The sequence below is a fragment of the Dyadobacter sp. HNCC25DJ187 genome (assembly GCF_056895255.1).
In genome coordinates this window covers 837445-851776 of record NZ_JBXHAT010000001.1, presented here as the reverse complement: position 1 = coordinate 851776, position 14332 = coordinate 837445, and the positions used below count along the sequence as shown (strand labels likewise).

Below are 14332 nucleotides of genomic sequence, written 5' to 3'. Positions count from 1 at the left end.
TGTAGCAATGGGTAGTATAAAGTCCCCCTGCTGCCATTTATTTTTGATCTTTTAGAAACGTAACATTTAATAATGATGCTTAGCACCACGCCATTTGATAAGACTGCGGCTTACAAAAAGCTGAAAACACATCATAAGACCATCTCTCAAAAAGACATCAAGACTTTATTTGAGGAAGATCCGGATCGTTTCAAGAAATTCTCAATTCGTCTGGGTGATATTGTTCTCGATTATTCAAAAAACAGAATCAACTCCCGCACACGGTCATACCTGGTTCAGCTGGCTGAAGAGTCTGGCCTGGCAGACGCGATTGAACAGATGTTTTCGGGTGGTAAAATAAATGCCACGGAAGGCAGGGCAGTATTGCATACGGCTTTAAGGAACCGTTCGAATACACCTGTGGAAGTGGATGGCAAGGACGTAATGCCGGACATCAACGAAGTGCTTGAAAAGATGAAGGATTTTTCTGGCCGTGTTCGTTCAGGCAACTGGAAAGGCTACACAGGCAAAGAAATTACTGATATTGTCAATATTGGTATAGGCGGAAGCGATCTTGGTCCTGTAATGGTGACGGAAGCCCTCAAAGCTTACGGCAAAAAGGGACTGAATGTACATTTCGTTTCTAATGTCGATGGTACGCATATTGCGGAGACTATCAAAGCGCTCAATCCGGAGACAACCTTATTTATGATTGCTTCGAAAACTTTCACAACGCAGGAAACAATGGCAAATGCTATATCTGCACGTGACTGGTTTCTGGAAAAAGCAAAGGATCAGGAGCAGGTAAAAAAGCATTTTGTTGCCATATCTACAAACCGCACAGAGGTTGAAAAATTCGGGATAGATCCTGAAAATATGTTTGGTTTCTGGGATTGGGTTGGAGGTCGTTATTCGCTTTGGTCAGCGATTGGATTGTCAATTGCCTGCTTTGTAGGTTTCCAGAACTTTGAACAGCTTCTTGCAGGTGCTCATGATATGGACAAACACTTCCGTACCACCAAGTTTGAGCGTAATATTCCGGTAATTCTGGCCCTTTTGGGAGTTTGGTATAACAATTTCTTCAATGCGCAGTCACATGCGATTTTGCCATACGACCAATATATGCATCGCTTTGCGGCGTATTTTCAGCAGGGTGATATGGAAAGCAATGGCAAATATGTGGGTCGCGACGGGCAGCCGGTCAATTATCAGACGGGCCCGGTGATCTGGGGCGAGCCAGGTACTAACGGCCAGCATGCATTTTATCAGTTGATTCACCAGGGAACAAAGTTGATTCCTTGTGACTTCATTGCACCTGCGACCAGCCATAATCCGCTTGGCGATCACCACAAAATGTTGCTATCCAATTTCTTTGCACAGACAGAAGCGCTGATGAATGGTAAAACATACGATCAAGCCAAAAATGAGCTGGAAGCAGCCGGAAAGAAAAAAGATGAGGTTGATTTTTTAACCCCGTTTAAAGTGTTTACAGGAAACAAGCCGACCAATTCAATTCTGGTTAAGAAAATAACGCCAAAGGTGTTGGGAAGTCTGATTGCCATGTACGAGCACAAAATCTTTGTTCAGGGAATTATCTGGAACATTTTCAGTTTCGACCAGTGGGGGGTAGAGCTTGGAAAACAGCTCGCTAATAATATTTATCCTGAGCTACAAAATGATTGGCCGGTCACTAGTCATGACAGTTCTACGAATGGTTTGATCAATCAGTATAAACGCTGGAGATAACGATCAATAATCAGCGTTTTGAAATAATACCCTATCAGTACACCAACAGCATCTGCCAGTGCATCCCACCAGTCAAACGTGCGATCAAATGGCAGAAGCTGTTGGTAAAATTCAAGAGCCACACCATAGGCTATTCCGGCGGCGACATATTTGAATGAATTACCTCGTGTTGCAAGAAGCCAAAGCACAATCCACACACCGAAAAGACCTGCATGTACGACTTTATCAAATCCTATGACAGGGGCTGAGGGGATGCTTTTGCCGGGAATGGTGCACGCTATAAGAATACATAGCGTCCATAACCAGGCCATCCCTTTTGTTTCAGTGAAAATTTTGATAAAAGCGTGGAGCATAGGTATGATAATTATAAATTTTTGAAATTGTAAATATAGTAGCCCATAACGTTACAAGCATTGATTTAAAGAATCATTAGCGTTGGTGGATTAAAAACTCATCCCTTCTTTTTATCAAAAATTGAAATACTTCTATCAGCATTATGAACAATGAAAAATCAAGGGTGCTTCTGGTCGATGATCATCAGATAGTACTTGATAGTCTTTCTCTACTGCTCTCATCATTTGAAGGATTATCCATTGCAGAAGCTTACACGGATGGCCGTCAGGCGCTTCGGTATTATCAGGATAACGGGGCAGACATTGTCATTACGGATATGAGAATGCCTGGTTTCTCAGGTGTTGAATTGTGTGTTGAACTACGTAAATTTGATCCTGGTGTCAAGGTGCTGATGCTCACCATGGTGGAAGACGTGAAGCAGATAAGGGAAGCAATTAAGGCCGGAGTGAATGGGTATGTTCTTAAAATGGTAGATGCTGATGAGCTTTTACTGGCCATCAAAACGATCTTGGATGGCCGTCGCTATTACAGCGATGAAGTTGTAGTAGAACTTGCAGTCGGTAGAGACGAAAATCTCACAACCAAGCCCGGAACATTTGCCAAGCTCACTTTACGGGAACTGGAAATTTTAAGACTTGTGGGCAGGGAAATGTCTACTAATGAAATAGCGGAGAAGCTTTTCATCAGTGTGCCTACAGTTGAGACACACAGAAGAAACCTTATGCAGAAAATAGGTGCCAAAAGTGTTGTCGGGATGGTATTATTCGCTGTTAAACACGATCTGCTTAATTAGTCTTTAAGTGGAATATTAAAGACATAGAGGTACTCCGGCTCACTGGAAAGTGAACCCCTTAGTTTTTTGAGACTCTGCAGAAGCGGTAAGTCGAGATCAGGAAATTCTGCATTAACCAGCGTAATCGTGAGATCTGAGGGCGATATATTAAAAGAAAGGTTACAGTTACCAAGATTAAATGACTTCGTCACTTCGGAAAATAGTAATTTGTGGAAGTTAAGAATTTCATGACGTCGCTCCCCTGATATCGTGGTAACATCATTTTCACATAGCTCCGCAAAGTGATAGGACACGCCTGAAGGACGCAGATAGATATCGGCGTTTTTTTTAATGTAGGACCAAAGGCTTTCTGCATTATCCTGTTCAGAATCTGTTATCCATATCACCTCGCTGATCTGATCCGAAATGGTTCTGGATGTATCGACAATACGTTGTAAATAGGAATTGGTATCTTCCTTGTTAGATTGATGCATGGCAACCTGTCCTAACAGTTTCAACCCAAACAACTCGGAACCAAGGCTGTCATTCATATCCCGGGCAATACGCGCACGTTCGCGTTCAAGCGAAATGCGCTTTTCGGACTCTATCCTTTGGGCAAGTAATTTTTGATTAAGGTAATTCCTGATGGAAAGGAAGATAACACCGGTAAGGAGAACAATCATGACCAGCAAAAACCACCAGGTCTGCCAGAAGGGTGGTGCTATCACGATTGATAATTTTTTCACTGCTGACACCCAGTTTCCGCCAAGGTCGGATGCCTGTAACTGAAATTCGTAATCACCTGCCGGCAGGCGGGCATAACGTACCTGATCAAGCGTGCCTGCATAAATGGTGTCTTTATCATATCCCTTCATAAAATACCGGAAACGATTTAAACCGGCGCTACGAAAATCGTTGGCTGTGAACTTCAAAGTAAAAGTGTTATCTGAATAGGAGAGTCGTATTGTATCATTCTCGGATATCTGTTTTGAATTATCACCGTTTTCAGTGCCGTCAAGGACCAGTCCGGTAAACTGCGCATTTACTTTGTCTTTTCTCAAACTAAGAAGTCTTGGTCTTATACGATCAAGCCCTCTGGTACTTCCGAAATAAATATCACCAGCCGTTGTGGCAAGTGATGCACGCGAATTGTATTCACGGGGTGGTATTTCCTTAATAAATTCGAATCTTTCAGTTCCGGGATTAAATCTGGTTAGTCCGCGATTCGTACTGAGCCATAGGTTTGCCGATTTGTCCTGCTCAATGCAATAGATATATTCATGGTGCAAGCCATCTTTTCCATGATAAGTTTTGAGAATGTTATTGTTGGCCAGATCGAATTTTACAAGTCCATGATCAGTTGCTGCCCACAAAATATCATCATTTATCGAATGGTGCAGATCGAGTACATGATATTCAGTAATTAATTTTCTGACCTCTGTAAGTTTGTTATCGGAAAGCTGAAAAACTTCAACACCCCGATACCGGCTTGCCACGTATATTAATCGGGTTTTTTTGTCAAAATAGGAGGCATAACCACCTACAAATTCCTTTTTGTCTGTTTTTTCGAATTGCAACTTTTGTGTATCAAAGCGTATAATTCCCTTGGATGTGATTAAGAGCAGTGTGGCAGAATCAAGCGAAAGCAGATTACTCACCTCACAGGAAACAGGTAATGCAAAGTCACGGAATCGTTCAGAGTCCGGTAGGTATAGTGCAAAACCGTTCATCGTCGCTACCCATATTTTGTCCGACGAATCATGTAATATATAACGTATGGTATTGTCAGGCAGGCCATCCTGTGTTGTGTAATGTCTTATCAGACCAGTATAAGGGTTTAATTTATTCAATCCACCTAACTCTGTTCCGATCCAGATATCTGAGTTTTTGTCTTCAGCAAGACCCCGTACAGAATAGCCACTCAGATTATAGTTTTTATTTTTTCCATAACTGTAGCAGGAGAATGCCGAGGGAACACTTGTTATAATGTCAATGCCTTGTGGATCTGTATTGGCAAACACATCATTATTCTCATCAATAAAAATCTCACTTACTTCATTAAACTTGAGACTATTTGTAATGTCATCTTCATGTTGAATATGCTCAACAATTTTGTCTTTTTCAGGATCAAAAATGATGATACCTGTTTTTTCTGTAGCTAACCATAGTTTTCCGGTGAGGTCTTCAGCAATATCTGAAAAGTTGATTTGCTTGTCCTGCCATTGTTTGTTGTATGACTTCACACTGTTAGTCCTGTAGTCCAGATACATCAGCTTTTGTTTTCCGCCAAGCCATATATTCCCTTTACTATCCGAATTGATACAGGAAAATTCAGAATTTAAAATATCGGTCGGACTGCAGAAATACTTTGTTATTTTGTTAGATTGAACGGAGTAGCGACTTATCCCTTGTCCAGGATTAAGTAGCCAGATGTCTCCGTCCGGAGTAGTGGTAATGAAATTATTAAACTGAGATCTGTTATAGGATAATTGATTGGTCAGGCGCTTTATTTTATCCTTGTGTAAAAAGAATAGTCCTTCCTCGGTCAGCAGATAAATACTTTTCGCTCTGTCTGCGAAGACATGTATTGATCCTGTTAAAATTACTCTGGAAAGAGCAACCTGTGAGAACTTGTCTCTGCTTCTATCGTATTTAAAGATGCCTTTGTGCGAACCGATCCAGATCTGACGGTCCTTGTCTTCCGCTATACCTTGTACATTGGTGGATTCTCCGGATGTTCCGGATAAATATACTTCAAAATTCTTGCCATTAAATTTATTGACCCCATCTTGTGACGACATCCAAAGATAACCTTTGGAATCTTTGAGCATGTGGTACACCGAACCTTGCGACAGACCATCCTCAATTCCTACGTGTCGGAACCTAAGAGTTCCCTGAGCTGGAAGCTTTCCAGCTGAAAGAACAAAGAGAATTATGGTTACATATATGATACGCATGCAGTTTGATTCTTAATCTCAAATCCGTTGTAGAATTCGTAAGATTAGTATAAATATCTCTCTGAAAGCAGTATTATCCTAGTTCGTATCATCAATATCATGGCTTTTTGTAATCAATTTCATGGTTTACCATGATAAAACCTTTTACAAAAAATACGGACATTTGAGTATTCAAAAAATAAGCGGTATACACACCATTATCACTTACAACTTTGAAAACCCTCCTCTCAATCCGCTCCCTTATTACTAGCATGTGATAAGGGAGACGGATAGAATTAACAATCAGCATAAGCAATAAAAAAACGCGTCTGGTTAAACCTGACGCGTTTGAAATTTATAATCTTGTTTGATGTCATCCATTGTCCGCAAACTCAGGATATAAAGTCATCCCGCCATCAATATATAATGTTTCTCCGTTTACATAATCCGATTCATCAGAAGACAGCCATGCTACGGCTTTCGCAACATCCTGAGGCGTACCAATCCGTTTATAAGGAATCAGTTGCAACAGGCTTTTGTATTTTTCAGGATCTGACCAAACCTCTTTATTTATAGTGGTTTTGATCGCACCAGGGCTCACAGAATTTACACGAATTTTATGTGGAGCCAGCTCCTGAGATATGGATTTCATAAACATCATGACACCTCCCTTAGATGCTGCATAGTTCACATGTCCGCCCCATGGTATAATATCATGTACTGAACTCATCAAGACAATTTTACCAATAGCAAGCTCGCTGTGATCCAATACGTCAGCTTTGCTTTTCTCCTGTGCAACAAACTGTCGGGCTGCTTCGCGGCAACATAAAAACTGACCAGTCAGGTTTACGTCAATCACCTTTTGCCACTCTTCCAATGTCATATCCAAAAAGGAAGCATCCTTTTGAAGACCTGCATTGCTAATCAGAATGTCGAGCTTTCCGAATTCGTTTATGGTCTTATTAAATAAGGCTTTTACTTCCTCTTCGTGGCTTACATCTGCCTTTACCAGTATAGCCTTTCCGCCAATTTTTTCAATTTCCTCCATCGTCTTTCTGCCCTCTTCCGCATTGGATGAATAGTTGACAACGACTTTGGCTCCAAGACTGGCAAGATGAATAGCGCATGCGCGCCCTATTCCGGAGCTGGATCCGGTTACAATAGCAACCTGGTCTTTTAATCTCAAAAATGAATCACTCATATTATTTCCTCTATGGATTTAAGTTTTTTCCAAACTCTCCTGTTAACATTTTTAACGGCCCAGTTTCTGGCGATAAGAATAGCTTTCGAAACAGCATCTCTTGGAGAAATGTTGCTTGTCCTGAGTAATTCCTGAGCAATGGATACTGCTTTTTCCCTTGTAGTAGGGGTTAGATACATCAATTCAGGTAATGCTAATTTTGCGTCCATACAATGAGCTGTTAAAATTTGGAGTTTTTGAAGTGTTGATTTTCTTTGAGTTTAAAAAATTGATGCCAGTGTAAAGCTTTCAATATGAGGTCCATTGTCAATAAAAATGTATCCATTTTGCCACTGGCGGGTAAAAAAAATCCCCATCTAAAATTAGACAGGGATTTTTTCTAGATGATTTCCCTTATTTAACTTCTTCGAAGTTAACATCTGTAACATCTTCTGCACCGGCTCCTTCATTACCTGTCGGATTACCCTGAGGGTTACCTGCAGGTCCTTGCTGACCTTCACCTCCCTGTGCGTACATTTCCTGGCTGGATGCCTGCCATGCTGCATTCAGTTTTTCCATCGCAGCATCAATACCGGCGATATCCTGAGTCGAATGCGCTGCTTTCAGTTCCATTAGTGCACCTTCTATTGAAGACTTGTTTCCTTCTGAAAGTTTATCACCGAATTCTTTTAGCTGCTTCTCAGTCGAGAAGATAAGACCATCAGCTGCGTTAATTTTATCTATTTTTTCACGTTCAGCTTTGTCTGCTGCTTCGTTAGCTTTTGCTTCCTCACGCATACGGTTGATTTCTGCGTCTGTCAATCCACTGGAAGCTTCAATTCTGATTTTTTGCTCTTTTCCGGTTCCCTTATCTTTTGCAGATACGTGAAGGATACCGTTCGCATCAACATCAAATGTAACTTCAATCTGAGGAGTACCACGTTGCGCCGGTGGAATGTCGGACAAATGGAAACGACCCAAAGTACGGTTCTGATTTGCCATTGGGCGCTCACCTTGCAGGATATGGATCTCAACAGATGGTTGGTTATCCGCTGCAGTTGAGAATGTCTCCGTTTTTTTAGAAGGAATAGTTGTATTCGCTTCAATCAATTTGGTTGAGACACCACCAAGTGTTTCAATACCTAATGAAAGAGGAATTACATCCAAAAGAAGTACATCTTTTACTTCACCGGTTAAAACACCACCCTGAATAGCTGCACCAACTGCAACCGCTTCATCTGGGTTAACACCCTTTGAAGGTTTTTTTCCGAAGAATTTTTCAACTTCTTCCTGTACACGTGGAATACGTGTTGAACCACCCACAAGAATAATCTCGCTAATGTCGCTGTTAGAATATCCAGCATTTTTCATGGCTCTTTTGCAAGGTTCCATCATACGCAGGAACAAGCTGTCTGCCAATTGTTCGAATTTCGCTTTTGTCAAAGTACGAACAAGGTGCTTTGGAATACCATCAACAGGGAATATGTATGGCAGGTTAATTTCAGTTTGAGTCGAGCTTGAAAGTTCAACTTTTGCTTTTTCAGCAGCTTCTTTCAAACGTTGCAAAGCCATTGGATCTTTTCTAAGATCAACACCCTCATCGGTTTTAAATTCGTCGGCAAGCCAGTTGATAATCACCTGGTCAAAGTCATCGCCACCAAGGTGTGTATCCCCATCTGTAGACTTTACCTCAAATACGCCATCACCCAATTCAAGAATGGAGATGTCAAATGTACCCCCACCTAAGTCAAACACAGCGATTTTCATATCTATGTGTTGCTTGTCAAGGCCGTAAGCCAGGGCAGCAGCGGTTGGTTCGTTGATGATACGTTTTACATCAAGACCTGCAATCTGACCAGCTTCTTTCGTAGCCTGACGTTCTGCATCATTGAAATAAGCAGGTACCGTAATAACAGCTTCAGTTACTTCCTGTCCAAGATAATCTTCGGCAGTTTGTCTCATTTTTTGCAAAATGAATGCTGAAACTTCTTGTGGTGTATATAAACGATCTCCGATTGGAATACGAGGAGTGTTGTTCGGTCCTTTTTCTACAGTGTATGCAACAGTTTGCATTTCACTATTAACGTCGTCATACTTTTTGCCCATGAAACGTTTGATGGAGCTAATTGTATGTTTGGGATTGGTGATTGCCTGACGTTTTGCAGGCGCACCTATCTTACGTTCGCCGTTATCCATAAAGGCAACTACGGACGGCGTAGTACGAGCACCTTCGCTATTTGCTATCACGACAGGTTCATTACCTTCCATCACAGCTACACAAGAGTTCGTAGTTCCTAAGTCTATGCCAATAATTTTTCCCATTTTTTATTTATAAGTTATGTTATGATTTTGATTCTCCACTTGCGTCCGATTCGCTATTTGCTATCCGACTTTCGAAGAGTTTGCTAAAAAGCTCGTACCACAACTTTGTTAATCATTTATATATGACAAACTGTCATATACGCGAAAAGGATAAAAATTGCCAGGATGTGGATTTCTGTCAGAGCAAATTAAATATTTGAGCTACGTTAGAGCGATAAAATTCAACCTGATAAAACGCTTTTATTTATAATTAATATTCTGATGATCAGATGGTTTGACCCATATATGGATCACTCTGACTCTCTTTTCCTGTTTCCACATGGCCGGCGAAGCGAAATGTGTTTTTGTCATCACCTTCTGTACTGACAGTGAAGTCGTACCAGTTAAAGTTTTTCTCCAGGTTTATTAAAATAGAAGCACTGTGACCAGCAGTGATGGTTTTTGACTGTTGACCAGCTTTATAGGCATTATCAGAGATCTGAATTTTTACAGGCTTTGACGATACATTGGTGGATTTAATCACCAGATTTCCGGTTGCTTTTTTATTTTTATCTAATTGGTATTCAGCAGATAATTTAATCCTGGTATCTGAATGATCTCCGGCAAACTCTCTCATGAATCCGTTAGGACCATATACCACGAGATGAAATCTTCCGTTTTCAAAGTCAATCAGATTCCAGGAGTCCGATAGGGTATCTCCTGCTTTAACCGCGTAATTCCTGACAAGTACTTTTTCTTCTTTCATACCGTATGCATAAATCATAAAAGGAGAACCTGCCGATGCCTTACCGAATATGCCATTTCCGACATGTAATTTAATTTCAAATGCACTTTTGGCAGAGTTCAGGCCACCTGACGCATATAGTTCGTAAGGTATAGCAGTTGCAGGACGTGTTCCTTTTTCCTGATGCGGCATCACAGAGGAAGAAAAAGGATCCTGATTGATTTGAGCAATTTCAGTTTCGGTCAGTGCTTTGTAATCATTAGGAAGCTTTTTGAACTTAGCGTTGTAAATGCTTTCCATGAATTCGGTTCGTTCTACAAATTTGGGGAGAGGTATTTCCGCGCCGTCGTAAGGTTTGAACGAGGAGGTCAGATCTCCGCAGATCGTCCTACGCCATTCACTGATATTAGTTTCCTTGATGTATTTTCCAGATTTATGGCTTACAAACTTTTCTAAAAACTGAAGAATAGAAGTATGATCAAAAACTTCGGAGCAAACGTTCCCGCCACGATTCCAGGGTGATGCGATGACAAGAGGAACCCGATATCCCAGCCCGATAGGACTTTCACGGGAGTCTTTTTTTGCCTTTTTCTTCATATCCTGTTCAAGTGTGACGAACTCTGTTTTAGTATCTATGCCTTCGGATGTTTTACCAGAATTTTGCTTATACGGATCTGGGACTACATACGGGGGGACATGGTCGAAGTAGCCATCATTTTCATCATAGCAAAGAATGAATATCGTCTTTTTCCAAATTTCAGGGTTTTGCGTCAGAATATCCATGGCTTCGGAAACATACCATGCACCGTACCATGGAGCAGTAGGATGGTCTGAGAAATTCTCCGGTGCCACCAACCAGGATACTGTTGGTAATTTATCCGCTTTTACATCCGCTCTGAACTGATACAGAACGTCACCCTGTGGTGCTTTCGCTTCATGAATAATGTCTCCATCGTTGTAGGAGACAGTTGTTATTTCTCTGTAATCCGGATCTCCTGTATTGGTTGTGAATGCTTTTTGGTGAATGTTTTTCTGTGCCTGAGAAAGTTTCTCGAAGTTTTCAGGGCTCCATCTGATCACTTCTTCCTGTGCCAGTTTCAGCGAGTCCTTTTTATCTGCAATACTTTTTCTTGATTTTTCTGCTTCTTCTCCCGATAATGACTTCAATTTATTCTCAATTTTAGCAATCTCAGCCGGCAATTCCTCAATTCTTTTCTTGAGGTGGGTTTGATAACCAGTATGAAAGCGTACCTGGTACTGACTGAACCATTCAATAGGATTGTCTGTGAAGTTACTGAGCCATGAATCTTCCTCTCCCTTTAAACCAGTGTCTATGCTGAGTTCATTCTGGTAAATACGCCAGGAAACATTATTTTCTTCAAGCCGTTCCGGGAATGTTTTCCAGTTAGCCTCACGATCATCTGTTACATTTTCGTTTCTAACATTTGCATACGAGTTGGTGTCTGGTTTCTCCCTGAGTGTACCGGTCCATAGGTATAATCTGTTGGGAGTTGTTCCGGTTAAAGACGAGCAGAAATTCTGGTCGCAAACGGTAAATGCATCTGCAAGGGAATAGTAGAATGGGATGTCTTCCCTGGTGTAAAAACCCTGGGTAAGTGGCATCTTTTTGTAATCCTTATGACCTGCCTGTTTTGCTATAAGCCATTTGTCATACCTGCCGTTATTTCTGGCATCGACCTGGTTAGTCCAGGAGTGGGGCAATGAACCCATCCAGGTCGCATTAGACTCCTTTATATTTAGTCGAAATGGAACGTAGGTATCACCAAAAGCATTTGTCTGCAGCCATACACGATTATGATTGGGAAGTCGGATTGCCCTTGGATCATTGAAGCCGCGGACACCTCTGAGAGAACCGTAACTGTGATCGAAAGACCGGTTTTCCTGCATGAGTATGACCACGTGCTCTGCGTCCAGATACGTAGATCCTGGTGCGGGGTTTATGGCGAGTGCTTTTTGAATAGATAGGGGCAGAGCACTGAATAAGCCGGCACTTCCCGTTAGTAGTGCTGCTTTTTTTATAAAATCTCTTCTGGATTCCATGGTCAAAAATAATCTTAGTCTAGACAATACATTTCTTAAAGGCAAATGTACTATCGGCTATTTTACGTGATTGTTAAATGATCTTCTTGTAGAGGATAAAGATCTCTTTACAATGAGATTTACTCAAAAAAGGGCCGCTGCAATTCTTTGCAACGACCCTTTTTAATATATCAAAATCAAAATTACTTCTATTTTCCTCCAAACAATCCACCCAACAAACCTCCGAGATCGACACCGTCTTGCTTTTGCTTGTCTGGTTCATCACCTTTTTTAGCTTCTTTTCCCATCAAGCTGCCGCCTACGCGGATAAGGTCATTCATATCCAATTTTCCATCTGCAAGAGCACCTCCAATTTGGTTAAAATCAAAGCCGGATGAGCCTGATTGATTTTGATTACCTCCAAGCAAACCCCCTAAAACACTATTGAAGTCAAAACTTGAATCCTTCGGATTGCTCACTTTGCTGATCAGGCTGCCAATGACACCAGGAAGAACAGAAGATACTATACCTCCGGCTGTGCTATTACTCAACCCGAACTTTTGTACAATTGCATTGATCGCATTAGAAGCAATAGATGCAACAATAGGATTATTCATTAAACCGCCTGCAGTTGAACCGCTATTGCCAGAAAGTAATCCCATCAACCCTTGTATGTTACCTGCCTGTGCCTGTTGCTGTAATCCTCCGGTAATTGAGCCCAGCAATGTCTGCATTACCTCGGTATTCTGAGAATCAGGAACTTCAGGATTTTGTACAATAGCCTGTTGTGAGTTTTCTTTTATGAGCCCTAAAAGTTGGTCTAACATTGAAGTATCGTTTTGTTACAATTGCTTTAAGACTAATGGATATAGTAAAAGTAACGAAACCAAAGCGCAAAAAAAATCCCGCCGAAGCGGGATGCTGTTTTATTTTACCTGATCAACGATCGCCTTAAATGCGTCCGGATGGTTCATTGCCAAATCGGCTAGTACTTTCCTGTTAAGCTCAATTCCTGAAGAATTAAGTTTGCCCATCAGAGCGGAGTAAGACAAACCGTGAAGACGTGCACCAGCATTAATACGCTGAATCCACAAAGCACGGAAGTTACGCTTTTTCTGCTTACGGCCTTTGTATGCGTAAGCCAAACCGCGTTCTACGGCATTCTTGGCAACGGTCCATACATTTTTGCGACGGCCGAAATAGCCTTTCGCTAATTTTAATACTTTCTTACGTCTTGCACGCGACGCAACGTGGTTCACTGAACGTGGCATAATTTAACTGTTTTTGATGGCCGGCGCTCTGTTGAGACTTTAAAGCCTGCTATCGGGTTGAACAAAAAACCGAAATGGTATTTGATTTTGTATTGGATTTGGAAACTACTTTCCTAGCATTGCCAATACTTGCTTTTCGTTAGACACATCAATAAGACCAGATTTTACCAAACCACGCTTACGCTTGTTTGATTTTTTTGTCAGGATGTGGCTGTGAAACGCATGTTTGCGTTTGATTTTTCCTGTACCAGTCAGCGTAAAACGCTTTTTGGCACCAGAATTGGTTTTCATTTTAGGCATAATACAAATTGAAAAAATTGATAATAATAAAACAGCCTGCAAAATTAGTGATTTCCTGTTAAAACAAAAAACGCACAAATGGATATAGTATCCATCTGTACGTTTTAATATTTATTTCAATTGTTCATTACGAACGTAGAGATCCTATTTCTTAGCTACAGCAGGGGCAAGAATGATCGTCATTCTTTTTCCTTCCAGTTTAGGTTCCATTTCCAGCTTGCCGTATTCGGTAAGAGCTTCTGAGAATTTCTTAAGAAGATTTACGCCGCGCTCTTTAAACACAATCGTACGACCGACAAAATGAACGTAAGCCTTGACCTTGGAACCTTCCTTAAGAAAATTGATAGCATGCTTAAGCTTGAATTCGAAATCGTGGTCATCTGTATTGGGGCCGAAACGGATCTCCTTGATGACAACTTTCATTGCCTTTGCCTTAATTTCTTTCTGCTTTTTCTTCTGCTCATATTTGAACTTCGAGTAATCTACAACTTTACATACAGGAGGAACTGCAGTAGGGGCGATTTCGACAAGATCAAGATTCTGAGATTTTGCAATGGCTTTTGCTGTAGCTATATCAACAACGCCTGCTTCAATATTTTCACCGACAAGACGAACTTCCTTGGCCGTGATACGATCATTTATTTTATAAGGTTCTTCGACAACTCTGTAACGTCCACTTGGGGGTCTTAATGCCATATAACTTGGGAT

General features: G+C 41.2%; 12 protein-coding genes. 2 read left to right on the top strand and 10 right to left on the bottom strand.

Annotated elements, in window-relative coordinates; genetic code table 11:
* Window positions 1-75 precede the first annotated feature (75 nt).
* Entirely contained in the window at window positions 76-1725 is a 1650-nt protein-coding gene (gene pgi, locus AC1XUE_RS03420; RefSeq protein ID WP_483355992.1) for a glucose-6-phosphate isomerase, read from the top strand.
* Here pgi and AC1XUE_RS03415 read toward each other — a convergent pair.
* A complete protein-coding gene (locus AC1XUE_RS03415) occupies window positions 1704-2078 on the bottom strand; it encodes a VanZ family protein (protein ID WP_483354526.1) in 375 nt (124 codons plus the stop codon). The two genes, pgi and AC1XUE_RS03415, sit on opposite strands and share 22 nt — an antisense overlap.
* Window positions 2079-2221: 143 nt before the next feature.
* Here AC1XUE_RS03415 and AC1XUE_RS03410 point away from each other — a divergent pair, with 143 nt between their 5' ends.
* Window positions 2222-2872 carry a response regulator gene (locus AC1XUE_RS03410; RefSeq protein ID WP_483354525.1) on the top strand — a complete coding sequence of 217 codons (651 nt, stop codon included), beginning with the start codon at window positions 2222-2224 and terminating at the stop codon, window positions 2870-2872.
* On the opposite strand, the gene AC1XUE_RS03405 is transcribed toward AC1XUE_RS03410, so the two are convergent.
* The 9 genes from AC1XUE_RS03405 to infC form a co-directional block, all read right to left on the bottom strand.
* On the bottom strand, window positions 2869-5808 hold the full coding sequence (locus tag AC1XUE_RS03405) for a ligand-binding sensor domain-containing protein (RefSeq protein ID WP_483354524.1): 2940 nt from the start codon (window positions 5806-5808) through the stop codon (window positions 2869-2871). The two genes, AC1XUE_RS03410 and AC1XUE_RS03405, sit on opposite strands and share 4 nt — an antisense overlap.
* A gap of 352 nt (window positions 5809-6160) precedes the next feature.
* Window positions 6161-6988 carry an SDR family oxidoreductase gene (locus AC1XUE_RS03400; RefSeq protein WP_483354523.1) on the bottom strand — a complete coding sequence of 276 codons (828 nt, stop codon included), beginning with the start codon at window positions 6986-6988 and terminating at the stop codon, window positions 6161-6163.
* Window positions 6985-7197: a hypothetical protein gene (locus tag AC1XUE_RS03395; protein ID WP_483354522.1), complete on the bottom strand. Its 213-nt coding sequence runs from the start codon at window positions 7195-7197 to the stop codon at window positions 6985-6987. Before AC1XUE_RS03395 ends, AC1XUE_RS03400 begins: the two co-directional genes overlap by 4 nt.
* Window positions 7198-7381: 184 nt before the next feature.
* Window positions 7382-9289: a molecular chaperone DnaK gene (gene dnaK / locus AC1XUE_RS03390; protein ID WP_483354521.1), complete on the bottom strand. Its 1908-nt coding sequence runs from the start codon at window positions 9287-9289 to the stop codon at window positions 7382-7384.
* A gap of 265 nt (window positions 9290-9554) precedes the next feature.
* Window positions 9555-12074 (bottom strand): phosphocholine-specific phospholipase C, encoded by a 2520-nt coding sequence (locus tag AC1XUE_RS03385; RefSeq protein ID WP_483354520.1) that lies wholly within the window; start codon window positions 12072-12074, stop codon window positions 9555-9557.
* Window positions 12075-12262: 188 nt separating this feature from the next.
* On the bottom strand, window positions 12263-12880 hold the full coding sequence (locus tag AC1XUE_RS03380) for a hypothetical protein (RefSeq protein WP_483354519.1): 618 nt from the start codon (window positions 12878-12880) through the stop codon (window positions 12263-12265).
* A gap of 99 nt (window positions 12881-12979) precedes the next feature.
* Window positions 12980-13324: a 50S ribosomal protein L20 gene (rplT, locus tag AC1XUE_RS03375; RefSeq protein ID WP_483354518.1), complete on the bottom strand. Its 345-nt coding sequence runs from the start codon at window positions 13322-13324 to the stop codon at window positions 12980-12982.
* A 105-nt stretch (window positions 13325-13429) separates the two neighbouring features.
* The gene (rpmI, locus tag AC1XUE_RS03370) at window positions 13430-13624 is read right to left on the bottom strand and encodes a 50S ribosomal protein L35 (protein ID WP_483354517.1); all 195 of its coding nucleotides are present in this window, start codon (window positions 13622-13624) and stop codon (window positions 13430-13432) included.
* 144 nt (window positions 13625-13768) lie between these two features.
* Entirely contained in the window at window positions 13769-14320 is a 552-nt protein-coding gene (infC, locus tag AC1XUE_RS03365) for a translation initiation factor IF-3 (protein ID WP_483354516.1), read from the bottom strand.
* Between the last annotated feature and the right edge of the window lie 12 nt (window positions 14321-14332).